Annotated in this window: 22 protein-coding genes and 2 tRNA genes; 12 read left to right on the top strand and 12 right to left on the bottom strand. The window is 67.6% G+C overall.

The window, feature by feature from the left end:
• On the bottom strand, window positions 1–436 hold a 436-nt coding region (locus JF781_RS08400), incomplete at its 3' end, for a nitroreductase family deazaflavin-dependent oxidoreductase (RefSeq protein ID WP_225327049.1).
• Window positions 437–568: 132 nt separating this feature from the next.
• Between JF781_RS08400 and JF781_RS08405 the strand changes: the two genes are divergently transcribed.
• Window positions 569–1,918: a cytochrome P450 gene (locus JF781_RS08405; protein WP_225327050.1), complete on the top strand. Its 1,350-nt coding sequence runs from the start codon at window positions 569–571 to the stop codon at window positions 1,916–1,918.
• Here JF781_RS08405 and bcp read toward each other — a convergent pair.
• Window positions 1,915–2,388, bottom strand: a complete 474-nt coding sequence (gene bcp / locus JF781_RS08410; protein ID WP_225327051.1) for a thioredoxin-dependent thiol peroxidase — start codon at window positions 2,386–2,388, stop codon at window positions 1,915–1,917. The two genes, JF781_RS08405 and bcp, sit on opposite strands and share 4 nt — an antisense overlap.
• Before the next feature lie 104 nt (window positions 2,389–2,492).
• Between bcp and JF781_RS08415 the strand changes: the two genes are divergently transcribed.
• On the top strand, window positions 2,493–2,720 hold the full coding sequence (locus JF781_RS08415; protein WP_225327164.1) for a DUF3618 domain-containing protein: 228 nt from the start codon (window positions 2,493–2,495) through the stop codon (window positions 2,718–2,720).
• Here the strand turns inward: JF781_RS08415 and JF781_RS08420 are convergent.
• From JF781_RS08420 to JF781_RS08435, 4 genes are all read right to left on the bottom strand, one after another.
• A complete protein-coding gene (locus tag JF781_RS08420; protein WP_225327052.1) occupies window positions 2,707–4,446 on the bottom strand; it encodes a DUF3556 domain-containing protein in 1,740 nt (579 codons plus the stop codon). The genes JF781_RS08415 and JF781_RS08420 overlap by 14 nt on opposite strands.
• A 128-nt stretch (window positions 4,447–4,574) precedes the next feature.
• Window positions 4,575–4,841, bottom strand: coding sequence for a hypothetical protein (locus JF781_RS08425; protein WP_225327053.1), 267 nt, complete (start codon window positions 4,839–4,841; stop codon window positions 4,575–4,577).
• A gap of 130 nt (window positions 4,842–4,971) precedes the next feature.
• A tRNA-Lys gene (locus JF781_RS08430) sits at window positions 4,972–5,044 on the bottom strand.
• Window positions 5,045–5,235: 191 nt separating this feature from the next.
• Window positions 5,236–6,474: a GNAT family N-acetyltransferase gene (locus tag JF781_RS08435; protein ID WP_225327054.1), complete on the bottom strand. Its 1,239-nt coding sequence runs from the start codon at window positions 6,472–6,474 to the stop codon at window positions 5,236–5,238.
• A 195-nt stretch (window positions 6,475–6,669) separates the two neighbouring features.
• On the opposite strand from JF781_RS08435, the gene JF781_RS08440 reads away from it, so the two are divergent.
• The 3 genes from JF781_RS08440 to JF781_RS08450 all read left to right on the top strand — a co-directional run bounded on the left by JF781_RS08440 (window position 6,670) and on the right by JF781_RS08450 (window position 11,373).
• Window positions 6,670–9,036 carry an MMPL family transporter gene (locus JF781_RS08440; RefSeq protein ID WP_225327055.1) on the top strand — a complete coding sequence of 789 codons (2,367 nt, stop codon included), beginning with the start codon at window positions 6,670–6,672 and terminating at the stop codon, window positions 9,034–9,036.
• Between the two features lie 77 nt (window positions 9,037–9,113).
• Window positions 9,114–10,007, top strand: coding sequence for a DMT family transporter (locus JF781_RS08445; RefSeq protein ID WP_225327056.1), 894 nt, complete (start codon window positions 9,114–9,116; stop codon window positions 10,005–10,007).
• A gap of 154 nt (window positions 10,008–10,161) precedes the next feature.
• Window positions 10,162–11,373: an Ig-like domain-containing protein gene (locus JF781_RS08450; RefSeq protein WP_225327057.1), complete on the top strand. Its 1,212-nt coding sequence runs from the start codon at window positions 10,162–10,164 to the stop codon at window positions 11,371–11,373.
• 9 nt (window positions 11,374–11,382) lie between these two features.
• Here JF781_RS08450 and JF781_RS08455 read toward each other — a convergent pair whose 3' ends face one another.
• The 3 genes from JF781_RS08455 to orn form a co-directional block, all read right to left on the bottom strand.
• Window positions 11,383–11,757, bottom strand: a complete 375-nt coding sequence (locus tag JF781_RS08455) for a hypothetical protein (protein WP_225327165.1) — start codon at window positions 11,755–11,757, stop codon at window positions 11,383–11,385.
• Between the two features lie 114 nt (window positions 11,758–11,871).
• Window positions 11,872–11,947 (bottom strand) — tRNA-His (locus JF781_RS08460).
• A gap of 48 nt (window positions 11,948–11,995) precedes the next feature.
• Entirely contained in the window at window positions 11,996–12,643 is a 648-nt protein-coding gene (gene orn / locus JF781_RS08465; protein WP_225327058.1) for an oligoribonuclease, read from the bottom strand.
• A 123-nt stretch (window positions 12,644–12,766) separates the two neighbouring features.
• On the opposite strand from orn, the gene JF781_RS08470 reads away from it, so the two are divergent.
• Entirely contained in the window at window positions 12,767–14,338 is a 1,572-nt protein-coding gene (locus JF781_RS08470) for a helicase HerA-like domain-containing protein (RefSeq protein ID WP_225327059.1), read from the top strand.
• Window positions 14,339–14,429: 91 nt separating this feature from the next.
• Here the strand turns inward: JF781_RS08470 and cmrA are convergent, their stop codons facing one another.
• Window positions 14,430–15,236 carry a mycolate reductase gene (gene cmrA / locus JF781_RS08475; protein WP_225327060.1) on the bottom strand — a complete coding sequence of 269 codons (807 nt, stop codon included), beginning with the start codon at window positions 15,234–15,236 and terminating at the stop codon, window positions 14,430–14,432.
• A gap of 68 nt (window positions 15,237–15,304) precedes the next feature.
• On the opposite strand from cmrA, the gene JF781_RS08480 reads away from it, so the two are divergent.
• Window positions 15,305–16,645, top strand: coding sequence for an MFS transporter (locus JF781_RS08480; protein ID WP_225327061.1), 1,341 nt, complete (start codon window positions 15,305–15,307; stop codon window positions 16,643–16,645).
• Between the two features lie 57 nt (window positions 16,646–16,702).
• On the opposite strand, the gene JF781_RS08485 is transcribed toward JF781_RS08480, so the two are convergent.
• Window positions 16,703–17,482, bottom strand: a complete 780-nt coding sequence (locus JF781_RS08485; RefSeq protein ID WP_225327062.1) for an MmpS family transport accessory protein — start codon at window positions 17,480–17,482, stop codon at window positions 16,703–16,705.
• A 63-nt stretch (window positions 17,483–17,545) separates the two neighbouring features.
• Complete coding sequence (locus JF781_RS08490) at window positions 17,546–18,202, bottom strand: TetR/AcrR family transcriptional regulator (protein WP_225327063.1); 657 nt, start codon at window positions 18,200–18,202, stop codon at window positions 17,546–17,548.
• 191 nt (window positions 18,203–18,393) lie between these two features.
• Here JF781_RS08490 and JF781_RS08495 point away from each other — a divergent pair, with 191 nt between their 5' ends.
• The 5 genes from JF781_RS08495 to JF781_RS08515 are packed head-to-tail and all read left to right on the top strand — an operon-like array spanning window position 18,394 to window position 24,473.
• The gene (locus tag JF781_RS08495; protein ID WP_225327166.1) at window positions 18,394–19,983 is read left to right on the top strand and encodes a carboxyl transferase domain-containing protein; all 1,590 of its coding nucleotides are present in this window, start codon (window positions 18,394–18,396) and stop codon (window positions 19,981–19,983) included.
• Between the two features lie 5 nt (window positions 19,984–19,988).
• The gene (locus tag JF781_RS08500; RefSeq protein WP_225327064.1) at window positions 19,989–21,986 is read left to right on the top strand and encodes an acetyl/propionyl/methylcrotonyl-CoA carboxylase subunit alpha; all 1,998 of its coding nucleotides are present in this window, start codon (window positions 19,989–19,991) and stop codon (window positions 21,984–21,986) included.
• Window positions 21,983–23,149 carry an acyl-CoA dehydrogenase family protein gene (locus tag JF781_RS08505; RefSeq protein ID WP_225327065.1) on the top strand — a complete coding sequence of 389 codons (1,167 nt, stop codon included), beginning with the start codon at window positions 21,983–21,985 and terminating at the stop codon, window positions 23,147–23,149. Before JF781_RS08500 ends, JF781_RS08505 begins: the two co-directional genes overlap by 4 nt.
• The gene (locus JF781_RS08510) at window positions 23,146–23,655 is read left to right on the top strand and encodes a MaoC family dehydratase (protein WP_225327066.1); all 510 of its coding nucleotides are present in this window, start codon (window positions 23,146–23,148) and stop codon (window positions 23,653–23,655) included. Before JF781_RS08505 ends, JF781_RS08510 begins: the two co-directional genes overlap by 4 nt.
• A complete protein-coding gene (locus JF781_RS08515) occupies window positions 23,652–24,473 on the top strand; it encodes a CoA ester lyase (RefSeq protein WP_225327067.1) in 822 nt (273 codons plus the stop codon). The genes JF781_RS08510 and JF781_RS08515 overlap by 4 nt, the downstream gene beginning before the upstream one ends.
• Window positions 24,474–24,718: the final 245 nt, after the last annotated feature.

Raw genomic sequence — 24,718 nt, forward strand, 5'->3', positions numbered from 1 at the left:
GGCTGGGCGTCAGCACCACGACGGGAATCGGCCGCGACGTCTGCTCCTGGTATCTGGCGTACTGGCCCTTGTTGACCTTGTTGACGATCTTCCATAGCCGGTCGTATTCGGTGTCGCCGGGCAGGACGGAACGCGCTGTGGCGCCGAAACGCCGTGGGCCGACGTTGATTTCCACCTCGGGGCGCGCCTTCACGTTGTGGTACCAGCCCGGCGAGCGCGCGGCGCCGCCGTTGGACGCGGTTACCAGGTAGTCGTCGCCGTCGCGGCCATAGGCCAGCGCGGCCGTGCGTGGCGCGCCCGTCTTCGCACCAACCGTGTGCAGCAACAGGCTGGGCATCCACATCATCCGGTGCCCGATCCAGCCGTGAGTTCCCCGATACACGTGATCGTGGAACCGGATGAATCCGGCGAGCGCTTTCTCGGCGAGGGAACTCATGGAAGTCAGTATCGCCGAGTGGACAGGATCTCTGCCAGATGAGCCGACAAGCCGCTTGAATGCTCAACGAGACCGACAGTCTCGCTGCATACTGCTTCTATACGCAGCCACTCGTCCGCAGGAGAGGCCACCGTGAGTACGGAAAACGTCAGCAAGACCAACCGTTACCACTTTGATCGCCACACCCCGGAGTACCGCGAGCGGTTCACCGCGATCACCGAGGAGATGCACGCCAGGTGCCCGCTGGCGTGGACCGACACCTACGACGGGCATTGGGTGGCCGCGGGCAACCGGGAGGTCTTCGAGCTCGCTCGGTGCCCGCACGTGTCCAACGACCACGACGTCACCGGAGAGGGCACCGGCTACAAGGGCATCACGATTCCCACGCTGCCGCAGGCCACCGGCGTCCGTGGCGGCATGCTCGAGATGGATGAACCCGAGCACTCCGCCTACCGTCGCATTCTCAACCCCTACATGTCGCCGGCAGCGATCAAGCGCTGGAAGCCATTCGTCGACGAGATCGTGCGGGCGAGCATCGACGAGAAGATCGAAGTCGGGCGGATCGACTTCGTCGACGATCTCGCGAACGTTGTGCCCGCCGTCCTGACGCTGGCGATGATGGGCGTTCCGCTGAAGAAGTGGCAGCTCTATTGCGAGCCGGCCCACGCCAATGTCTACACCCCCGTCGATTCCCCGGACGCCCCAAGGGTTTTGGAGCAGACGATGGCGATGGGGGCGGACCTGTTCAACCACCTCCTCGAGATTCGGGAGAACCCGCGACCCGGCATCGTGGACGCGTTGGCACGAATGACGATCGACGGCGAACCCGCCCCCGACGCCGAACTGCTCGGAATGCTCGGCCTGATCATCGGCGGAGGTTTCGACACGACGACGGCGCTGACGGCGCACTCGCTCGAATGGCTGGGCGAAAATCCCGAGCAGCGCGAACTACTGAGGCGGGAATCGGACACGCTGCTCGACTCGGCGACCGAGGAATTCCTGCGTTACTTCACGCCCGCCCCCGGGGACGGTCGCACGATCGCCGCCGACCTCGAAATCGCGGGCACGCGGTTCAAGGAGGGCGACCGCCTGTGGTTGTCCTGGGCGATGGCCAACCGCGATCCCGCGGTGTTCCCCGACCCGCATCGATTGGACCTCGCTCGTAAGAACAACCGGCACTTCAGCTTTGGGCTCGGCATCCACCGCTGCATCGGCTCCAATGTCGCGCGGGTCGTGTTCAAGTCGATGCTCACGGCGGTGCTCGACCGGATGCCCGACTACCGCTGCGACCCCGAGGGCACCGTGCACTATCCGACCATCGGCGTGATCCAGGGCATGCAGCACCTTCCGGCGACCTTCACCCCCGGCCCGCGGCTCGGACCGGGCATCGACGAGACGCTGGAGAAGCTGCAGCGGGTGTGCGACGAACAGGGGATCGCGCGGCCGATCACCGAGTACACGGAGGCCGCCGTAATCAGCTAGACGGACAGGTCGCGGCGCAGCTTGGCGACGTGGCCGGTCGCCTTGACGTTGTACTGCGCTACGGCGATCTTGCCCTTCTCGTCGACGACGAACGTGGAGCGGATGACGCCCGTAACGGTCTTGCCGTACATCTGCTTTTCGCCGTAGGCGCCCCAGGCCGTCAGCACCTTGCGGTCGGGATCGGACAGCAGCGGGAACGTCAGCCCCTCCGCGTCACGGAATTTGGCGAGCTTCTCCGGCTTGTCGGGGGAGATGCCGACGACGTCGAGGCCGGCGCCGTTGAGCTCGGCCAGGCTGTCCCGAAAGTCGCACGCCTGCTTGGTGCACCCCGGGGTGGAGGCGGCCGGATAGAAGTAGACGATGACCCGGCGGCCCTTGTAGTCGGCCAGCGATACCTTGTTGCCGTCGGCGTCGGGCAGGCTGAAGGAGGGCGCTTTGTCGCCCGGTGCAAGCCGCGTGGTCTCGGTCAAGGTGGGTCCCTTTCTGTTCACCGGGGCGTCGGGGTTACCGCCAGCTGATCTAGGGTAGTTCGGGCAGGTGCATGAGCCGGATAGTGGGCGACTTGGAGGACACAGTGGCGGACCGCGACCCCGAAGCCATCAAGCGAGACATCGACGTCGCCCGCGACCAGCTGGCGGCCACCGTCGATTCCCTTGCCGAGCGGGCGAACCCGCGTCGCCTCGCCGACGACCTCAAGGCCCAAGTGATCGGGTTCGTGCAGAAACCTGTGGTGCTGGCCTCGCTGGCCGGGGTCGGGGCGCTCGTCGTGGTGGTGACCGTGCGCCGCGTCAGGAACCGCTGACGCGGTCGCTCTGCACGTAGACCGGAATGTCGTCGGCCCAGGGCTGATTCACGACCATGTCGGCGACCTCGCAGTAGCCGCGCTCGAATTCGCCCGTCGCCGCGTCGACCAGCCGGTATTCCTGCCGTTGTCGGTGGATGGGTTGGGCGTCGAGGATCACGACCCGCACCTCGCCGGGTTCGAACCCGCACCGTTGCTGCAGCGCCTCGATGAGGCACTCGTTGTGCATGTGCCCGTCGCCGAAGTTCCAGCCGAGGACCATCGAGCACAGGACTTCGCCCTCGCATAGGTTGTAGTCGTCCTCGTCGTAGTCGGCCATCGCCCGGTGGGCCAGGGTGAGCAGCGCGCGTCCGTGGGTGTTCATGCCGCGGAACGCGAGCGCGAGGTGCAGCGGGACCAGGGTTTCCTCTTTGCTGCCGTACAACCGCTCGAGCTGCAGGTGCTGCATCGGGCCCAGGGCGCGTGAGCCGACGCGGAATTTCTCGTCGGCCGAGGGGCGGACGCACCACAGGGTGGTGTCCCAGTTGCCGGCGTAGTAGCGCATGCCGGGCAGGAAGGAGACTTTGCGCGGGTACAGGTTTCCCGCGACGACGGTCCCGGCGATCACCACGAAGACGAGGGCGATCGGCCACGGGTTGCCGATGCTCGACAGGCCCAGGTGCGCGTGCGTGACGAACAGCCACAGCACGCCGAAGATCATGAACACGTTCCATTCCAGCGGCACGCCCATCGGGAAGGCCAGCAGGATGTTCAGGTGGAACACGATCATCACGAACGCGGCGAGTGCCGTCGGCCAGCCGCCGTGGGAGAACAGCAGCACCAGCGGAACCAGCCCTTCGACCGCGGTCGAGAAGTGGGCGATGAAACCCGCCAGCGCGCTGGGCCGCAGGTCATCCGGATAGCGCTTGAACATCGACCGCTTGAGCGGTCCCGACGGGATGAACGGATTGTTGGCCAGCATGGTGGAGATCACGAAGGGGAAGTGCTTGTTGAGTTTCGACGTCGCCGCGCCCAGCCAGATCACCATGAAGACGACCTTGGCCCCGACGACGATGTCCGCCCCGGCGAACAGGAACGTCAGCGCCAGCGGCGCATACACCTCGCCGCGCGCGGCCAGAAAGATCACCTTGTCGCGCAAGCTGATTAGGGCCAGGACCGCCAGGATGGCGGCGGTCTGCCACCGCGGCAGCACGCCAATCGCGGTGTCCAGGGCGGGAATCGGGCCGGTGCCGTCGGACACCAGCGCGAACACAAGTAGCGCCAGCAGGACGCCGTAGAGCAACGCGTCGAACGGAGTTCTGTTGTTGCCCTTGGTCAGCGGTACCCGATCGGGCCAGGGCGGCAACCGGATGGTGCCGGGTCGCAGCCAGTACAGGATCGAACCCATCGGGGGGAAGTAGCGCCCGGCGAGCGGCCCGAAGCAGCATCCGAGGCCCACGACTTCGAACAGCATCGTGTAGAGCACGGCCTTCTGGAACACGACGGGCTCCGCCCACCATGCGCTGACCTGGGTGAAGCCGCCGATGCCTCGCGTGGACCACGCGAAGATCCAGCCGCCGAGGATGTAGAGCGCGATCTTCACGCCGTACATGACGTGCATCACCAGCGGGGTGCCGAACCCGTGCTGGGCGATGTGGCGTGCCATCGGCACGATGCGTTCGGCGCGTGGTCGTGCGCTCCAGTCGGCCACGTCGACGACGGGCAGATTGGGCCGGATGAACCCCATGGCAGCTCCTTCGACGCGGCCCGTCTCCAGGGGGACGTATCGGCGTCAGCAAGAAACTACCTACATGAGCGGCTTTTGTGGGGTGATACGACGGCAAATGGCTTGTGGAGGTTGATCAGCCGCCCCGATTACTCCCACCCGGGCGGGTCATTTTCGGCCATGTACGCCTCCCATGCCGCGCGCCGCCTCGCCCGCGTGTGCAGGCCCTGGCAGATCGCCTGCGCCTCGGCGGCGTCGGCTGCCCGGCCGAGATCGTGGTGCACGAAGCCGTCGTCGACCCGTTCGGCGCGGAAGCCGCCCGTGGAGACCGCGTGGACGCGGTACTCGCTGCGGTCATCGATGCTGGCGTGGAAGTGGCCCTCGTGGGGTTCGACCCACTTCAGCTCGGTTTTCACAGGTTCCCTCTGGACAAACACCGTCGCTGCGATGGTAAGACGCCCCGGGGGCCACGGGAAAGGGAGTTCCGAGACACTGGCGCCAGTGTGGAAGCAAAAGCCACCGAACGATGAACTATTCGGTGAGCTGTGCGCCGTCAGGGTTTCGAACCCCGGACCCGCTGATTAAGAGTCAGCTGCTCTACCAACTGAGCTAACGGCGCTTGTGGTCGGCGAGACCGCGTAGGCGACAATAACAGGCGTCCTACCGCGGAGTGAAATCCCGACCATTTCCCAGGATAGCGTGCCCGCGCACCCGGGTGGGCGTTGCCGGGCCGGGCCGTCGTCCCGCTGTCGTCAACTGTTCGCCGCCCGGTCTGCATGGAAGACGAAACGCACTGTCGCGCAGCCGCATTCACAACACCGTGCCGCAGAACGGCGCGCGGTCGGTGGCGAAGGCGGCGTCTAGCTCAGCCGACGCACCCGCGCGCGCTTCGGCGATGCGGCCGGCCCGGGCCAGCTGGGAAGCCCGGTGCGCCCCCATGTAGATGGTGGCCAGGTCGGCCAGGCCGATCTCGATGTGCGCGGGCCCGTCATGCGGCGTGCACTTCCCGGCGCCGCCGCGGGTCTGCAGCTGAAACCGTCCGCCCGCGAGCTGCAGCGGGTCTGTGACTTCCAGCACGAGGTCGGTGTCGGCGGCGTAGGTGCGGGCGCCGAGCACCTCGGGTACGTCGTTGATGCGCACCCAGAGGAAATCGCTGACGCCCTTGATCTCCGCGGCGCGTTGATCGGTGAGTTTGAGCGGAAGCGGATCGTCGCCGGGCACATCGATCTCTATGCGGTAGAACATCTCCAGCACCAACAGCGTCTGCAGCAGCTCGGTGTGAGCTTCATTGGTGATAGGGCAGAAGTCCTCGACGACTACCGTGCCCAGGGGCGGGCGGAACGCATGCTGTTGCGACCCGACGACCCGATACGTCAGGAAGCCATCGGGATGGACCGTGTAATGCAGCGCCGACCCGTTACCCCGCTGCGTTTCCCTGTCGTCCATGTAGTCGGCCCACCACGCGTCGTCGCGGGTGATCGCGCCATGGGTTGCGGCACACCATCGTTCGTAGATTTCGGGCAAGCGGCTGCTCGCTTCGGCGGCGTTGAGCTCGCGCGCCCGGCTCCCGTCCGGCGCGGCCCTCAACTTCGCGAAGCGGCGGTCGATCGAATAGGTGTGGCTATAGCTGGCCACCCCGGCGCCGAAACCGTCGTACATCGCGGTCTGCGTCGGAACGCCGCACACGATCGGATAGCCGCGGTCCAACAGGATCCCGAGTCCCTTCGCGCTGAGCTGGGCCCAAAGCCCCTTGCCCTGATGCGTCGACGCGACGGCGATCATCGTCAGCCACGCGGCGCGCAGGGCGGTGCCACCAGGCACGGTGAGCTGCGCGCGGTAAATGATCGACGTTCCCACCAGAAACGGATGCTCGGGCTCGGAGACGTCCTCGGCAATGAGGATGTCGTCGAGGTTGACCCGGCGTTTCCACGCTTCGAGATCCTGCGGACCCACCGGATCGCCGAACGTGCGGGCCTGATTTTCAAAGACCGCCTGCCAGTCGTCTTCGGTTGGATGCCGAATGTTGGTGCCGTCGTCCGTCGAGTTCATTGCACATCCAATCCGCTTGTAGCCCAGGCAAAACGGCACTGCGCACACCGAATCCACGTGCTGAGTGTGCTTTTACATTCGATACCCGAGTACCAGAAGGTCAAACCTCAGGGGCCGCTCACCGGATAACTGCTGTGCGCGAACAATCGGCGGTGGGGCGGGTCAAACGGCGCGGTTTCGGGTAGGCGATACGCCATGCTGCAGGTAATCACCCGGCTTGCCATTGCCGCCCCGCGCCGCGTCGTCGGGCTCGCCTTCCTGGTGCTGGTGGGGGCCGCAGTCTTCGGGTTTCCGGTGGTCAACAGCCTTTCCGGCGGTGGTTTCCAGGACCCGACCTCGGAGTCCGCGCGCGCTACCGAGGTCCTGCGGGACAACTTCAACCAAACCGATCAGCAGATGCTGATCGTGGTGACGGCCCCGGACGGCGTCCGCAGTAACCAGGCGCGCCGGGTCGCCACCGACATCGTGGACCAGCTGAAACGATCGCCATGGGTGCTGAACGTGTCGTCGGCGTGGACCATGCCACCCGATCGGCCGCAGGCCGCCGCCCAGCTGATCAGCAAGGACAACAAATCCGGGATGATCGTCGCCGGCCTGAAAGGCGGCGAGAACGACGCGCAGAAGTACGCCAGCACGCTCACCAGCGACCTCGTGCACGACCGCGACGGCGTCACCGTGCGCGCCGGCGGCATGGCCGTCGCGTACGCGCAGATCAACGGGCAGAACCAGCGAGATCTGCTGTTGATGGAGTCCATCGCGATCCCGCTGAGCTTCGCGGTGCTGGTCTGGGTGCTCGGCGGTGTGGTGGCGGCCACGCTGCCGATCGTCCTCGGCCTCTTGGCCATCGTCGGCACCATGTCGGTGCTGCGGCTGATCACCTTCGCCACCGACGTGTCGACGTACGCGCTGGACCTGAGCATCGCGATGGGCCTGGCCCTGGCCATCGACTACAACCTGCTGATCATCACCCGCTACCGCGAGGAGCTGGCCCGCACCGAGGACCGGGACCGGGCGCTGTACCGCACCATGGCCACCGCCGGCCGGACCGTGCTGTTCTCGGCCACGACCGTCGGGCTGTCGATGGCGGTGATGGCGCTGTTCCCGATGTACTTCCTGAAGTCGTCCGCCTACACCATCGTGGTCACCGCGATCATCGTGGCGATCGCCGCGGTGGTGGTCACTCCGGCGGCGATCGTGCTGCTGGGGCCGCGGCTGCACGTGCTGGACGCCCGGCGGGTGATGCATCGCATCCTGCACGGGCAGCGGTCGTTCCGCGACCACGCGCACCGGCCGCTCGAGGAGCAGTTCTGGTACCGGTCGACGCGGTATGTGCTGCGCCACGCCATGCCGGTCGGCCTGAGCGTCGTCGCGCTGCTGCTATTGCTGGGCGCGCCGTTCCTGGGGGTGAAGTGGGGCTTCCCGGACGAGCGGGTGCTGCCCGAGTCCGCGTCGGCGCGCCAGGTCGCCGACATGCTGGACAACGATTTCGCCAACGGGTTCGGCACCGGGGTGTCGGTGGTCGTGCCCGACGCCCGCGGCGTGACCCGCGTCGACCTGCAGCGGTACGCCGCCGAGCTGTCCCGCGTGCCCGACGTGTCCGCGGTCAGCGCACCGACCGGGACGTTCGCCGATGGGGCGCGGGTGGGGCCACCCGTTGCCCCCGCCGGCGTGGCCAACGGCAGCGCGTTCCTCGCCGTCTCGACCACCGCGCCGCTCTATTCGCAGGCCTCCAACGCCCAGCTCGGCAGGTTGCATCAGGTCGCCGGGCCCGCCGGGCAGCCGGTGGAGATGACCGGGCTGGCGCAGATCAACCGCGACAGCGTCGACGCGATCACCCAGCGACTGCCGATCGTGTTCGCGCTGATCGCGCTCATCACGTTCGCGTTGCTGTTCTTGCTGACCGGCAGCGCGGTGCTGCCGCTGCAGGCGCTGGTGTGCAACGTGTTGTCGCTGACGGCGGCGTTCGGGGCGATGGTGTGGATCTTCCAAGACGGCCACCTGGGCGCCCTGGGGACCACCCCCAACGGGACGTTGAACGCCAACATCCCGGTGCTGCTGTTCTGCATCGCCTTCGGGCTGGCCATGGATTACGAGGTGTTCCTGGTCTCGCGCATCCACGAGTACTGGCTGGCCTCGCAGGCCATGCGGGAGACGCCGGCCACCGCGGCCGAGGCGCGCGCCGCCACCGACGAGAGCACGGCGCTGGGCATCGCCGGCATTGGCCGGGTCGTCACGACCGCCGCCGTGGTGATGTCGATTTCGTTCGCCGCGCTGATCCCGGCGCACGTCTCGTTCATGCGCATGCTGGGGCTCGGCCTCACGCTTGGCGTGCTCGTCGACGCCACGTTGGTGCGCATGGTCCTGGTTCCGGCGTTCATCCACCTGCTGGGCCGCTGGACGTGGTGGGCGCCGCGGCCCCTGCTCTGGCTGAGGGAACGGTCGGCGACCGGTGAAGACGGCGAAATCGCGGTCGGGCGGGGCCGCTGGGCCCGCGACGCGCCCAACGAGGGGCGGTCATTGATCAGGAGGTGGCCCACCAAGACCGCGACCGGGCGCGGCTGACAATCCGACGTGTGTTGTGAGGCAATGACTTTGACAAGCACCGGGCCACCGACGCCGGGCAGGACGGAGAAATCCCCATGGGCCGAACGGATATCGCGGCTCTCCTCGCATTGAGCTCGGCGCTATGCGTCGCGATCGGCGACGTCCTGCAGCAACGCGCGGCGCATTGCATCACCGACGGCGCGGTCGGTTCCGTCGAATTGTTCGCCAACCTGCTCCGCAGCCAGCGATGGTGGTGGGGCACTGTGCTTTTGGCGACAAGCATCGGGTTGCAGGCCGCCGCCCTGGGCGGCGGATCGGTGTTGCTGGTGCAGGCGCTGCTGATGTTTTCGGTGCTCTTCGCGCTGCCCATCAACGCCAGGCTGTCGCATCGCGCGGTGACCGCCGGCGAATGGATGTGGGCCGCATTGTTGACGGCCGGGGTCAGCGTGGTCGTCATCGTCGGCAATCCGCAGGCAGGTCATTCGGGCGCCTCGCTGGGAACCTGGGCCGCGGTGGCCATCGTGCTGGGGCCGCTGCTGGTCGGCTGCGTGGTGGCCGGACGGATGCGCGGCGGGGCGGTGGCCGCGGTGCTGTTCGCCTTCGTGTCGGGGTCGCTGTGGGGCATCTTTGCGGTGCTCACCAAGGAGGTCGTCGCCCGGCTCGGTGACGGGCTGGGGGCGGTGACCCGGACGCCCGAGCTGTACGCCTGCATCCTCGTCGCCCTCGGCGGTGTGGCGTGGAGCCAGTCGGCGTTTCGGGCCGGGCCGCTGACGGCGTCCATGCCCACTTTGCAGATGTCACAGCCGGTGGTGGCCGCGGTGCTGGGCGTCGTCGTCCTCGGCGAAACGCTGGACACGGGCCGCGCCGGGGCGATCGCCCTGGTCGCGGCCGCGTTGGTGATGACGGCGGCCATCATCAAACTCGCCCGTGTTGAGGCCGTCGCGACGCGCGACAGGGCCGAGGCGCAGCTGCAGCAAGAACCCGCCTAGCGCCGTGCCGCGACGCCGCTGACCTCGGCTGAGTGACGAATTCGTTGCGGCGAAGACACCGAATGGGCGCCCGGGCCGGTGTGAGCATGTGGTGTCGGCAAAACCCTTTAGAATGCCTGCAGCTAGGTCAGCGGTGACCGACTTCGAGAATTGAATGGAAGGTCACTGGATGACGTCTTTGCGTGGACGCCGATCGTGCCTGGCAGCCACGATCGCCACCGTTGCCGTGTTTGCCGTCGCATGCGGTGGCAACCACGCGGCCGCGCCGGCGAAGGTCATCTTCGACAAGGGCACTCCGTTTGCCGATCTGCTGGTCCCCAAGCTCACCTCCTCGGTGTCCGACGGCGCCGTCGGCGTGACGGTGGACGCGCCGGTGACGGTGAGCGTCGCCGACGGCGTGCTCGCGTCGGTCACCATGGTCAACGAAAACGGCAGGTCGATCAGCGGGAAGTTGAGCCCCGACGGCCTGCGCTGGTCCAACACCGAGCAGCTCGGCTACAACAGGCGCTACACGCTGAACGTCAAGGCGACCGGGCTGGGCGGTGCGGCCAGCAAGCAGATGACCTTCGCGACCAGTTCACCCGCCCACCTGACCATGCCGTACGTCAGTCCGGTCGACGGCGATGTGGTGGGCATCGGCGAGCCGGTGGCGATCCGCTTCGATGAGAACATCGCGGACCGGGCGGCGGCCCAGAAGGCCATCACCATCACCACGAACCCGCCGGTGGAGGGCGCGTTCTACTGGCTCAACAATCGCGAAGTACGTTGGCGCCCAGAACATTTCTGGAAGTCAGGAACGGCCATCGACGTGGCCGTCAACACCTACGGGGTGGACCTGGGTGACGGGATGTTCGGTGAGGACAACGTCAAGACGCACTTCACCATTGGCGACGAGGTGATTTCGACCGCCGACGACACCACGAAAACGGTGACGGTGCGGGTCAACGGTGAAGTCGTCAAGACCATGCCGACGTCGATGGGCAAGGACAGCACGCCAACGGCCAACGGCGTCTACATCGTCGGCGCGCGGTTCAAGCACATGATCATGGATTCGTCGACCTATGGGGTTCCGGTCAACTCGCCCAACGGATATCGCACCGAAGTCGACTGGGCCACCCAGATGTCCTACAGCGGAGTCTTTGTGCACTCGGCGCCGTGGTCGGTCGGCGCCCAGGGCCACACCAACACCAGCCACGGATGCCTGAACGTCAGTCCCAGCAACGCCGAATGGTTCTACGACCACAGCAAGAGCGGCGACATCGTCGAGGTTGTGCACACGGTGGGCCCGACATTGCCGGGCACCGAGGGGCTCGGCGACTGGAACATCCCGTGGCCGGAGTGGAAAGCGGGCAACGCCAACACCTGACCGGTCCGGTCAGTCGATCTTGTGCCAGCTCCCGCAGCTTCTGGTCATGAACGCGGTATCGGTCGGCAAGATCCGAACCACCTGGGGGCCGTCGCCGACGTTGTTGTCGATGATGTCGTTCGTGTCGAAACTGCGCAGCCTCGCCCAATAGCAGCCGTATTTGCCGCCGTCGGTGCGATAGGTGCCCGCCGCGATGTCCTTGTTGACGATGTAGGTGCCGTTGGCCTCGATCGATGTCTTCGGTCCGGGCGGGGGTGGCGGGGCGACGGTCTTCGTCACCGTTTTCGTCGCCGCCGGCGGGGTCGATATGACCGTCGTCGACGTGTGGCTCGACCCTCCGCAGCCCGCGAGGAACAGCGCGACGGCCGCGACGGCGGGCCGCATCGTGGGCGAGGCGGGACGTTGTCTCTTCACTGCTTTCCACTCACGGGTGCAACAGCGGCGCGCGGAGTCGCTACCACCGTAAAAGGTCAGGGAGCAACGGTGCTCCCTGACCAGTGGGGTGAGTGACGGGACTCGAACCCGCGACATTCAGGATCACAACCTGACGCTCTACCAACTGAACTACACCCACCATGGCTGTGTGCCGACCGCAGGCCTGCACGCGCAGCGACTGTAGATACTAGCGGCTCGGCGGGGCGCTGGCCGAATCACTGGGTTCCGGTGCGTCATCTCCGCCGTCCAGGTCGGCGACCACCGCCTCGATTTCGCTGGTAGACGGGCCCGGTGGGGAAACGAAGGCGGTGCGCCGATAGAACTGCAATTCGCGGATCGATTCATGGATGTCGGCAAGTGCGCGGTGGGCGAGCCCCTTGGCGGGCTGACCGAAGTAGATCCGCGGATACCAGCGCCGGCAGAGCTCTTTGATCGAGCTCACATCGATCATGCGGTAGTGCAGGAACGTGTCCAGAGCGGGCATGTCGCGCACGATGAACGCGCGATCGGTGGCGATCGAGTTTCCGGCCAGCGGCGCCGTCTTGGGTTGCTTGACGTGTTGGCCGATGTAGTCCAGCACCATCGCCTCGGCGGTCGCCAGGTCTACGGCGGATGCCCGCACCTCGTCGATCAGCCCGGAGCGAGAGTGCATTTCGGTCACCACGTCACCCATCGCCGCGAGGGCGGCGTCGTCGGCGTGGATTACCACGTCCACACCGTCGCCGAGGATGTTCAGCTCGGCGTCGGTGACCAGCGCCGCGATCTCGATCAGCTTGTCCGAACCGAGATCGAGCCCGGTCATCTCGCAGTCGATCCACACCAATTCGTCGCGCACAGGGCTCACACTAACGGGCGCATACGACGTCCGTGCTGGCCCTCGCCCCCGGATCCGCCCGCAAAGTAGGGTGAGCGTTGTCGAACTGCATGCCGAATCACTGGGGAAGAGGGGCGCAGCACGATGAGCACCGATTCAGCGGCAACACCGGCGAGCCGGATCGCGGACGGCTACGCGGTCGGCGGCCAGGCACTGGAATTGGGCACCGTCGTGGTCGACGGCGCCGCCGACCCGACGGCGCAGATCCGCATTCCGTTGGCGACCGTGAACAGGCACGGGCTGGTGGCCGGCGCCACCGGAACCGGCAAGACCAAGACGCTGCAGCTGATCGCCGAACAGCTCAGCGCCGCGGGCGTGCCCGTGCTGATGGCCGACGTGAAGGGCGACCTGTCCGGGCTGTCCACACCGGGAAAGGGCGACGACAAAACCGCGGCGCGTGCCCGCGACACGGGAGACGACTGGACCGGGACGGGCTTCCCGGTGGAGTTCCTGTCGTTGGGCACGGGCGGGCTCGGCGTGCCGGTTCGGGCCACCGTCGACAGTTTCGGCCCGGTCCTGCTGTCAAAGGTGTTGGGGCTCAACGCTACTCAGGAGTCGACGCTGGGGCTGATCTTCCACTGGGCCAAGGAGAAGAAATACCAGCTGGTCACGCTGGCCAACCTGCGTGACGCCATCACCTACCTGACCAGCGACGAGGGCAAGGCCGATCTGAAATCCCTTGGCGGCGTGTCGTCGACGACGGCGGGTGTCATCCTGCGCGCGCTGGTGAATCTCGAGGGCGAGGGCGGCGACACGTTCTTCGGCGAGCCGAAGCTCGACCCGAACGATCTGCTGCGCGTCGATGCGGGCCGCGGCACCATCTCGCTGCTGGAGTTCGGCGGACAATCGTTGCGGCCGGTCATCTTCTCCACCTTCCTGATGTGGTTGCTGGCCGACCTGTTCACCGTCCTGGACGAGGTGGGCGACGTCGACAAGCCCAAGCTGGTCTTCTTCTTCGACGAGGCGCACCTGCTGTTCGCCGACGCGTCCAAGGCCTTCCTCGAGCAGGTCGAGCAGACCGTCAAGTTGATCCGCTCGAAGGGCGTCGGGGTGTTTTTCTGCACCCAGTTGCCCACCGACCTGCCCAACGATGTGCTGTCCCAGCTGGGGGCCCGGATCCAGCACGCGCTGCGGGCGTTCACGCCCGACGACCAAAAGGCGCTGTCCAAGACCGTGCGCACCTACCCGAAAACCGATGTCTATGACTTGGAGTCGGCGTTGACGTCGCTGGGGATCGGCGAGGCCGTCGTGACCGTGCTCTCCGAGAAGGGCTCTCCCACCCCGGTCGCGTGGACCCGCATGCGGGTGCCGCGCTCGCTGATGGCGTCGATCGGCAACGACGCGATCGAGGCTGCGGCGAAAGGCAGTGCGCTGCAGGAGAAGTACGGCAAGACGGTTGAGCAACCGTCGCAGCCCCAGGCCGGCCCGGCGGGTACGCAGGCGCAACCGCCGCAGGCCCAGTCCGACTACCCGCCGGTACCTTCGAACGACCCCGTCCCGCCGATGCCGGAGCCCGCGGAGCCCAAGGGGGAAAAAGGCCCGTCGATGTGGGAGGAAGTGCTGCAGAACCCCACGGTGAAAAGCGGCATCAACACGGCGATACGCGAAGCGGTGAGAAGCATTTTCGGCGGCACTGGTCGTCGCCGCCGGAAGTAGCCGGCCTTCGTCGCGACCGTAACCTGGCTGCGAAAATCCGGGCCGCAAATCGCAGCCACGTTACGCTCGCGGGGGCTTGCCCGCCCGGCGCCTACCCGCCGCCGAGCTTTTTGTAGAACGCGCCCACGATGGGTGCGACGATGGCGCGCGGTGCGTAGCCGCTCGCCACGGACATGGCCTTGGACGTCAGGCCGGGGACGACGCGCATTTTGTTGCGGCCCAACGAATCCAGGGACACCCGAGCGGTGTGTTCCGTCGAGATCCACAGGAAGTCCGGCACCAGCCGCTCCACGATCGACGCCTCGGTGTCGGCGGGCAGGTCGGTGCGGACCGGCCCGGGCGCCAGCAGCGTCACGTTGACCCCGGACCCGCGCAGTTCACCGCGCAGCGATTCGGTGAAGGTATTGACGAAGGCCTTGGTGGCGGCGTAGGTGGCGTTGTAGGGGATCGGCGAATTGCCGGCCGCCGAACCGGAAATCAGGATGCCGCCGGCCTTGCGCTCGACCATGCCGGGCAACACCGCCAACGTAAGGTCGTGCACCCCTAGGACATTGAGCTGCAATTGAGCCTTCTCGCCGGCCGGATCGAGCGTGGCAACCGGACCGAAGGTCGCGGTGCCCGCGTTGGCGCACAGGATCGAGATGGGGCGGGCGGCCAGCTCGTCGCACAGCTTCGCGCGTTCGCCCGGGTCGGCCAGATCGGCGGGTCGCACGTCGACGGTGACGTGATACTTGTCGGTCAGGCGGGCGGCCAGATCCTTCAGCAGATCCTCGCGTCGCGCGGTGACGATCAGATTGTGTCCGCGGGCGGCAAGTTCGGTGGCGAGCGCTTCACCGATGTTCTGCGAAGCTCCGGTGACAACGGCGCGCGCCTCAGGGCTTGGAGCGGGTATCGGCATGCGCCAATCGTAGACAGCCGGCGAATCGCCATCCGCAGGCGATCGCCGGCGCCGCTAGAGTGCCGGGCATGAGTCAGCCGGAGTTGCGTTCCGCCGCGCCCATGCGATCTCGCGTGGTGGCGTGGGCGCTGTGGGACTGCGGCTCGACCGGTCTGAACGCGATCGTGGCCACGTTCGTCTTCGCCGTGTATCTGACCAGCAGCGTCGGGGTGGGCATCGGGGGCAGCACCACGCCGGCGAGCTGGCTGGGCCGAGCCGCGGCCATCGCCGGGCTGACCGTCGCGGTGCTCGCGCCCGCCGTGGGCGTGTGGGTGGAGTCCCCGCATCGCAGGCGGGTGGCCCTGAGCGTGCTGACCGCCGCGGCGGTGACGCTGACCTGCTTGATGTTCTTCATCCGCGACCGGCCCGGCTACCTGTGGGCGGGTCTGGTGCTGTTGGGGGCGACGGCGGCCTGCGGCGACCTGGCCAGCGTCCCGTACAACGCCATGCTGCGCCAGCTTTCGACGCCGCAGACGGCCGGGCGGATATCCGGATTCGGCTGGGCGGCCGGCTACGGTGGCAGCGTCCTGCTGTTGCTGGTGATCTACACCGGATTCATCTCCGGATCGGGCTCGGGACCGGGCGCGACGCGCGGACTGCTGCGAATTCCCTTGCAGGACGGGCTTTATGTCCGCGAGGCGATGCTGGTGGCCGCGGCCTGGCTGGCGGTGTTCGCGCTGCCGCTGCTGTTCGTGGCGCAACGACTGAGCGAGCCGGCCGAGGTGTATCAGCCCACGAGCATGTTGGGCGGTTACCGGAAGCTGTGGACGGAGGTCTCCGCGGAATGGCGCCGCGACCGCAACCTGGTGTACTTCCTGGTCGCCAGCGCGCTGTTCCGCGACGGGCTGGCGGCGATCTTCGCCTTCGGTGCGGTCCTCGGCGTCAACGTGTACGGCATCTCCCAGGCCGACGTGCTGATTTTCGGGGTGGCGGCCTGCGTCGTCGCCGCGGTGGGTGCCGTGCTGGGCGGGTTCGTCGACCACCGGGCCGGATCGAAACCGGTCATCGTGGCCTCGCTGGTCGCGATCATCACCCTGGGACTGACCTTGATGGTGTCGTCCGGACCGGTGGCCTTCTGGGTCTGTGGGCTGCTGCTGTGCATGTTCATCGGCCCGACGCAGTCGTCGTCGCGCGCCCTGCTGCTGCAGATGGCCAAACACGGCAGGGAGGGCGTCGCGTTCGGGCTCTACACGATGACCGGTCGGGCGGTGGCGTTCCTGGCGCCGTGGCTGTTCTCGGTGTTCGTCGACGTATTCGGCGCCGTGCGTGCCGGCCTCGGCGGGATTTCACTGGTCTTGATCGCCGGGCTGCTGGCCATGCTCGTGGTCCGCGTTCCGCAGCGCGGCGAGCCGGTCACCGAACTCTCGTAAGGGGCTCGCCGCCTCGAGCTGTGGGGGATATGGACGTTCGCGCCTCGAAGCGGGGGCTCAGCCCCGGGCGTCGCAGATGGTCAGCCCGCCACCGACGCGCTTGCTGACCTGAACTCCGTCGACGGTCACGGTGCAGGTGACGCTGTGCCCGATGTTGACGATCGTGACGTTGGCCGGGTGGACGGCCGATTTCGCGAGGCTGACCTGCTTGCTCCACGGCAGCGCGACGTTGAATTCGGTCTGGATGAGGTCGCCGGTGTCGATGTACATGATGCTGATCGCGCGACCTTCGCCCGTGACCGTGTAGACGACGTCTTGCATCGCCGCCGGACCGGTCGTCGAGGTGGGCAGCTCCGGGCCGCTCGTCGGGGGTATCGGCGCGGGGATGAGGGTGGGCGACTTACGCGCCGACGGGGTGGGGCTCTCCGTTGTCGTTTCCGGCATCGCCGGCAACGGCGGGACGGCGGTCTGGGTCTTGATCGCGTCGTTGGCGAGCGCCAGTGCGATCACCAGCGCGACGACCAGCAGCACCGCAACGCCGGCGGCGACCCACAGCCAGCGCGGCGATTTCGGCCCTTCGGGCGGTGGGGGAGCCAGGCCGTGGGAGTGCGGGTCGTCCGACGCGGGGACGTCCCGTTGCCAATACGCCGGCAGCGGCCTTGTCGTGTTGGTCTCGTTGGCGGTGGGCGCCCAGGGCGACATCGTCCCGCCATAGGTGGGGGCATACGGCGTCTGATCGGCGTATGCGGGATCGGCGGGCGGGGCGTACCCCGGCTGCTGCGGCCCCGGTTGCGATGGACTAAACCGCTCGGTGGGACGTGAATCGTTCATGTCCACCTCATGGCTTGCAGGGTACCTGGGCGGGGCGCTGAAGCGCTTACTCACGGTGCGACGGGGAGCTCAGGGGCACCGATTTCCGGCCGCGAGGGCGGCGACGGTCATCGCCCGCATGACGGCGCGCGATCGTGCGGCGCGCACGCTCTTGCTGCGCGACGCGTCGGGGGATTTCATGCTGTGCGGCGTCGAATTCAGCAAGCCGAACACGGCGTGCGCGCTCAGCCGGGCGTCGGCCTCGGCCAGCTCGGGGTTCAGCTCGCGCAGCACCCCCACCCAGACCTCGACGTATTGGCGCTGCGCTTTGCGCACCTGCTTTTCGGCCTGTTCGGGCAGGTACGCCAGGTCGCGATCCTGGATGCGGATCAGGTCCGGTTCGGTCAGGACGAAGTCGAGATGGAAGTCGATCAGGCCGTCGAGCGCGGCCGCGGCATCCGAGCTGTGGGTCCGCACCTGCCGTGCGCCGGCGAGCAGCCGGGTGCTGATGCCCACCAGCAATTCGACCAGAAGCGATTCCTTGTTGGGGAAATGCCGGTAGATGGCGGGACCGCTGACGCCGGCCGCGGCGCCGATGTCTTCCAGTCGTACGGCGAGAAATCCGCGTTCGGCGAACAGCCGCTCGGCGGCGGACAGCAGTTGCAGGCGGCGGTCGGATTTCAACTGGCTCCGCCGATTTGGGGCCTCGGCGCCGCCGGCCTGGCCTTCGGAGGCAGGCGTTGTCATGACGGACCTCCGTGTGATGAATCGTCACCAACGTAGCACGAGTTATTCGCAATTAACTCGCATTATTCGCCGGGTGCGGTGCCGCTGGACCGGCAACGGCGGTAATGGTATTCTCAAGCCCCGAGTTAATGAGCATTAACTCAGCTGGACCGCCCGAGGGCAAGGAGGCTGCTGCGGCGATGGACAACGTGATGACCTCGCCCGCGAAGGCTCCCGGGGCGTCGTTCGCCGATGAGCACCGCCGGCTGGTCGGCGAACTGAACGCCCGGCTGGCCGCGGCGGCGCTCGGCGGCAACGAGCGGGCGCGGGAACGCCATGTCAGCCGCGGGAAACTGTTGCCACGCGAACGGGTGGACCGCCTGCTCGACCCCGGCAGCCCGTTCTTGGAGCTCTCACCGCTGGCCGCCGACGGCATGTACGACGACGAATCTCCCGGGGCCGGCATCATCACCGGAATCGGCCGTGTATCGGAGCGCGAGTGCGTGATCGTCGCCAACGACGCGACGGTCAAGGGCGGCACCTACTACCCGATGACGGTCAAAAAGCACCTGCGCGCCCAGGAGGTGGCGCTGCAGAACCGGCTGCCATGCATCTACCTGGTGGACTCCGGCGGGGCCTTCTTGCCGCGCCAAGACGAGGTCTTTCCGGACCGGGAGCACTTCGGCCGCATCTTCTTCAACCAGGCAACCATGAGCGCCAAGGGAATTCCGCAAGTCGCCGCGGTGCTGGGTTCGTGCACGGCGGGCGGCGCCTACGTGCCGGCGATGAGCGATGAGGCCGTCATCGTGCGCGAGCAGGGCACGATCTTTCTGGGCGGCCCGCCACTGGTCAAGGCGGCGACGGGCGAGATCGTGTCGGCCGAGGACCTCGGCGGCGGCGACCTGCACTCGCGGGTTTCCGGTGTCACCGACCACCTCGCCGACGACGACGAGCACGCGTTGCGGATCGTCCGCTCCATCGCGGCGACCTTCGGGCCGCGTGAGCCCAGCCCGTGGGAGGTGCAGCCCCCCGTCTCGCCGCGGTGCGCGCAGACGGAGCTCTACGACGTGGTGCCGCCGGACCCGCGGGTGCCCTACGACGTGCACGAGGTCATCGTGCGACTGGTGGACGGCGGCGAATTCAGCGAATTCAAGGCCAATTACGGCAAGACCCTGGTGACCGCGTTCGCCCACATCCACGGCCACCCGGTAGGGATCGTGGCCAACAACGGGGTGCTGTTCAGCGAATCCGCCTTGAAGGGCGCACATTTCATCGAATTGTGCGACAAGCGAAAGATCCCGCTGCTGTTTTTGCAGAACATCGCCGGGTTCATGGTCGGCCGGGACTACGAGGCCGGCGGCATCGCCAAGCATGGCGCCAAGATGGTCACCGCCGTCGCCTGCGCCCGGGTGCCCAAACTGACCGTCGTGATCGGCGGATCCTATGGGGCGGGCAACTACTCGATGTGCGGCCGGGCGTATTCGCCGCGATTCCTGTGGATGTGGCCCAACGCCCGGATCTCGGTGATGGGTGGCGAACAGGCCGCCTCCGTGCTGGCCACCGTGCGCGGTGAGCAGCTCAGTGCGGCGGGCAAACCGTGGTCAGCCGACGAGGAAGAGGCGTTCAAGGCGCCCATCCGCGGGCAGTACGAGGACCAGGGCAACCCCTACTACTCGACGGCCCGGCTGTGGGACGACGGGATCATCGACCCAGCCGATACGAGAACCTTTGTCGGGCTTGCCCTTTCGGTGTGCGCCCAAGCACCGTTGGAACCCGTCTCCTACGGCGTCTTCCGGATGTGAGTGCAATGTTCGAGACAGTATTGGTGGCCAACCGCGGCGAGATCGCGGTGCGGGTGATCCGGACGCTGCGCCGGCTGGGCATCCGGTCGGTGGCCGTCTACAGCGACCCCGACGCCGGCGCGCGGCACGTCCTCGAGGCCGACGACGCGGTGCGGCTGGGGCCCGCCGCGGCCCGCGAGAGCTACCTGAACATCGACAAGGTCGTCGACGCGGCCGTGCGCACCGGATCTCAGGCGATCCACCCGGGATACGGATTCCTCTCCGAGAACGCCGATTTCGCGGCGGCGTGCGAGCGGGCCGGTGTCGTGTTCCTGGGGCCTCCCGCGCAGGCGATTCAGGTGATGGGCGACAAGATCACCGCCAAGAACGCGGTCGCCGCCTTCGACGTCCCGGTGGTCCCCGGCGTGGCCAAACCGGGGCTGAGCGACGACGACCTGGTCGCCGCCGCCGACGAGGTCGGATACCCGGTCTTGATCAAGCCGTCGGCGGGCGGCGGCGGCAAGGGCATGCGCCTGGTGGACGAACCGGCCAAGCTGCGCGAGGCGCTGGTGGGTGCCCGACGCGAGGCCGCCTCGTCGTTCGGCGACGACACGCTCTTTCTGGAACGGTTTGTGTTGCGCCCCAGGCACATCGAGGTGCAGGTGCTCGCCGACACGCACGGCAACGTCGTGCACCTCGGCGAGCGGGAGTGCAGCCTGCAACGGCGCCATCAGAAGGTCATCGAGGAGGCGCCCTCGCCGTTGCTCGACGAGGCGACCCGGGCGCGCATCGGCGCGGCCGCCTGCAGCACGGCGCGCAGCGTCGACTACGTCGGCGCGGGCACGGTCGAGTTCATCGTCTCCGCCGACCGTGCGCAAGATTTCTTTTTCATGGAAATGAACACCCGCCTGCAGGTCGAGCACCCGGTGACCGAGGCGGTCACCGGGCTGGACCTGGTGGAGTGGCAGCTGCGCGTCGGCGCCGGCGAGAAGCTCACGTTCGCCCAGGACGACATCGAATTGCGCGGGCACGCGATCGAGGCCCGGGTGTACGCCGAGGATCCGGCGCGCGGATTCCTGCCCACCGGCGGCCGGGTGCTGCAGGTCTTCGAGCCCTCCGGCAACGGGGTGCGGGTCGACTCGTCGCTGCTGCCCGGCACGCTGGTCGGCAGCGACTACGACCCGATGCTGAGCAAGGTGATCGCGCACGGGGACGACCGTGACGAGGCGCTGGCGAAACTCGACCGGGCGCTGAGCCACACGGCAATCCTGGGCGTGCAGACCAATATCGAGTTCCTGCGGTTCCTGCTCGCCGACGAGCGGGTACGGGCCGGCGACCTGGACACCGCCCTGCTCGATGAGCGGCTGGCGGACTTCGCGCCGCTGCCGGCCCCTGATGACGTGCTCGCCGCGGCCGGCCTCTACCGACAATCGGCTCTCGCCTCCCGGGCCCACCGCTTCGCGGGCAATCCCTGGGCGGCGCCTACGGGATGGCGCGTCGGCGGCAGCGCGGCGCCGGTTCGCACCGACATGCGCACCCCGCTGCGCAGCGAGACCGTGTCGGTGTGGGGGCTTCCCGGCGCCGCCACGGTGCAGGTCGGCGACGCGGAAACCTGTTCGGCCGCTGTGCAAGTCGAACCCGCACGAATGAGCGCGGTGATCGACGGCCTGCGCCGCGACTACCGATGGGCCGAAGCCGACCGCCACCTGTGGATCGCCGACGAGCGCGGCACCTGGCATCTGCGCGAGGCCGAGGAGAACAAGATCCACCGCGCCGCGGGGGCGCAGCGGGCGGAAATCCTCAGTCCGATGCCGGGCAGCGTCATCGCCGTCCAAACCCCCTCCGGCACCGCCGTTTCCGAAGGCGACGTCGTGGTCGTCGTCGAGGCGATGAAGATGGAACACTCGCTGGCCGCACCGGTTTCCGGACAGGTGGAGGTGCTGGTCTCGGTGGGTGATCAAGTGACCGTGGATCAGGTGCTGGCCCGGCTGATCCCGGAAGAAGAAAGCAAGGACGAGACATGACCACATCCATCAGCGCGGGGACGCTGCCCAAGGAATACGAAGACCTTCGCGACACCGTCGCCGAGTTCGCGCGCACCGTCGTCGCCCCCGTGTCGGCCAAACACGATGAGGAGCACAGCTTCCCGTACGAAGTCGTCGCCAAGATGGGGGAGATGGGCCTGTTTGGCCTGCCGTTCCCCGAGGAGTACGGCGGCATGGGCGGCGACTACTTCGCGCTGGCGCTGGCGCTCGAGGAACTCGGCAAGGTCGACCAGTCGGTGGCGATCACGCTCGAGGCCGGGGTGGGTCTGGGCTCGATGCCCATCTACCGGTTCGGTACCGAGGAACAGAAGCGCACGTGGCTGCCGGACCTGACCGCCGGCCGGGCGCTGGCGGGCTTCGGGCTCACCGAGCCCGGTGCCGGGTCCGACGCGGGCGCCACCCGCACCACGGCCCGGCTCGAGGGCGGTGAGTGGGTGATCAACGGCAGCAAGCAATTCATCACCAACTCGGGCACCGACATCACCTCCCTGGTCACCGTCACCGCCGTCACCGGCACCGTCGGGGCGGACAAAAAGGAGATCTCGACGATCATCGTGCCCAGTGGCACACCGGGATTCACCGTCGAACCAGTCTACAGCAAGGTGGGCTGGAACGCGTCGGACACCCATCCGCTGAGCTTCGCCGACGCCCGGGTCCCGGAGGAGAACCTGCTCGGCGCGCGTGGGCGGGGCTATGCGAACTTCCTGTCGATCCTGGACGAGGGTCGCATCGCGATCGCCGCGCTGTCGACCGGGGCGGCGCAGGGCTGCGTCGACGAGAGCGTCAAGTATTCCAAGGAACGCCAGTCGTTCGGCCAGCCGATCGGCTCCTACCAGGCGATCAGCTTCAAGATCGCGCGAATGGAAGCGCGTGCCCACGTCGCCCGCACGGCGTACTACGATGCCGCTGCAAAGATGTTGGCGGGCAAGCCCTTCAAGAAGGAGGCGGCCATCGCGAAGATGATCGCGTCGGAAGCGGCGATGGACAACGCCCGCGACGCAACGCAGATCCACGGAGGGTATGGCTTCATGAACGAGTATCCGGTGGCGCGTCACTACCGCGACAGCAAGATCCTCGAAATCGGTGAGGGCACCACCGAGGTGCAGCTGATGCTCATCGCGCGATCGCTGGGCCTGTCATGACGGACGGCAACGAGGGCGGCAAGTCAGTTGTCCAGCGCGGCTTGTGGTTTGAAGAGTTCGAGATCGGCACCACCTACCTGCACCGGCCCGGCCGCACGGTCACCGAAGCCGACAACGTCTTGTTCACCACGCTGACCATGAACACCCAGTCGCTGCACCTCGACGCCGCCTGGGCGGCCGAGCAGCCGGGCTTTCGGGGCGAGCGGCTGGTGAACTCCATGTTCACCCTGTCCACGGTGGTGGGGCTCTCGGTGTCGCAGCTGACGCTCGGCACCATCGTGGCCAACCTCGGCTTCTCCGAGGTGTCCTTCCCCAAGCCCGTCTTCCACGGCGACACCCTCTACGCCGAAACCGTGTGCACGGCCAAGCGCGAGTCGAAGAGCCGGCCCGGCGAGGGCATCGTCACCCTCGAGCACACCGGGCGCAATCAGCACGGCGATGTCGTCGCGCGCGCCGTGCGCACCACGCTGGTCCAGAAGCGCCCGGCCGACCAGGAGGCCAAGTGAACCTGCACGCCGCCGGCCCCGGATGGCTGTTCTGCCCGGCCGACCGGCCCGAACGTTTCGCGAAGGCCGCCGCCGCGGCCGACGTGGTGATCCTCGACCTCGAGGATGGCGTGGCCGAGGCGGACAAGCCCGCCGCCCGCGAGGCGTTGCAGGGGACGCCGCTGGATCCCGAGCGCACCGTGGTGCGGATCAACGCGGCCGTCACCGACGAATACCCCCGCGACCTCGAGGCCCTCGCCGAGACCGCCTACACGACGGTGATGCTGTCCAAGACCGAATCGGCGGCGCAGGTGGAGGCGTTGGCCCCGCGCGACGTGATCGCGCTGCTGGAGACGCCGCGCGGCGCGGTGTTCGCCACCGAAATCGCGGCGGCGCAGGGCACGGTGGCGCTGATGTGGGGCGCCGAGGACCTGGTTGCCACGCTCGGCGGTAGCTCCAGCCGCTGGGCCGACGGGACATACCGGGATGTCGCGCACCACGTGCGCTCGACGGCTCTGCTCACCGCGTCCGCCTTCGGCCGGGTGGCGCTCGACGCGGTCCACCTGGATATCCGCGACCTCGACGGCTTGCGGACCGAGGCCGAGGACGCCGTCGCGCTGGGGTTCGGCGGGACCGTGTGCATCCACCCCAGCCAGATCCCGGTGGTGCGCGAGGCGTATCGCCCCAGTGAGGACAGGCTGGACTGGGCGCGACGAGTGTTGACGGCCGCGCGCAGCGAGCGAGGGGTCTTCGCGTTCGAAGGGCAGATGGTCGACTCGCCGGTGCTCAAACACGCGCACATGACGTTGCGCAGGGCGGGTGAGGCCGTCCCCGACTGACGGCCCCGGCTGTTCAGCGACACCGCCCGGCGCGGCCCAGCGCGACACGTTCCGCAGTCTTCGCAATCAGCGCGGTCTCTTCTGATTTGAGGGCATAATGGGGAATACGCCAGTGTCGCGGCGAGCGAAGCCTTTCGTGTAGCTGGCGATCGACTTCCGCTCGCGGTAGGTCTCGGCTGACCGTTTGCTGGGACCCGCTGTGGCTCGTGGGGCCACGCGGCACCCGGCGAGGGAGGCGGTGTGGC

Source organism: Mycobacterium sp. WUMAC-067 (assembly GCF_020217485.1).
Classification (GTDB): Bacteria; Actinomycetota; Actinomycetes; order Mycobacteriales; family Mycobacteriaceae; genus Mycobacterium.

Coding starts and splice junctions, on each gene's coding strand:
- JF781_RS08420 (WP_225327052.1), bottom strand. CDS start 4,446: ATGGGGTTCATCCGGCCCAATCTGCCCGTCGTCGACGTGGCCGACTGG.
- JF781_RS08435 (WP_225327054.1), bottom strand. CDS start 6,474: ATGAACTCGACGGACGACGGCACCAACATTCGGCATCCAACCGAAGAC.
- JF781_RS08440 (WP_225327055.1), top strand. CDS start 6,670: ATGCTGCAGGTAATCACCCGGCTTGCCATTGCCGCCCCGCGCCGCGTC.
- JF781_RS08445 (WP_225327056.1), top strand. CDS start 9,114: ATGGGCCGAACGGATATCGCGGCTCTCCTCGCATTGAGCTCGGCGCTA.
- JF781_RS08450 (WP_225327057.1), top strand. CDS start 10,162: ATGGAAGGTCACTGGATGACGTCTTTGCGTGGACGCCGATCGTGCCTG.
- JF781_RS08455 (WP_225327165.1), bottom strand. CDS start 11,757: ATGCGGCCCGCCGTCGCGGCCGTCGCGCTGTTCCTCGCGGGCTGCGGA.
- JF781_RS08470 (WP_225327059.1), top strand. CDS start 12,767: ATGAGCACCGATTCAGCGGCAACACCGGCGAGCCGGATCGCGGACGGC.
- cmrA (WP_225327060.1), bottom strand. CDS start 15,236: ATGCCGATACCCGCTCCAAGCCCTGAGGCGCGCGCCGTTGTCACCGGA.
- JF781_RS08480 (WP_225327061.1), top strand. CDS start 15,305: ATGAGTCAGCCGGAGTTGCGTTCCGCCGCGCCCATGCGATCTCGCGTG.
- JF781_RS08490 (WP_225327063.1), bottom strand. CDS start 18,202: ATGACAACGCCTGCCTCCGAAGGCCAGGCCGGCGGCGCCGAGGCCCCA.
- JF781_RS08495 (WP_225327166.1), top strand. CDS start 18,394: ATGACCTCGCCCGCGAAGGCTCCCGGGGCGTCGTTCGCCGATGAGCAC.
- JF781_RS08500 (WP_225327064.1), top strand. CDS start 19,989: ATGTTCGAGACAGTATTGGTGGCCAACCGCGGCGAGATCGCGGTGCGG.
- JF781_RS08505 (WP_225327065.1), top strand. CDS start 21,983: ATGACCACATCCATCAGCGCGGGGACGCTGCCCAAGGAATACGAAGAC.
- JF781_RS08510 (WP_225327066.1), top strand. CDS start 23,146: ATGACGGACGGCAACGAGGGCGGCAAGTCAGTTGTCCAGCGCGGCTTG.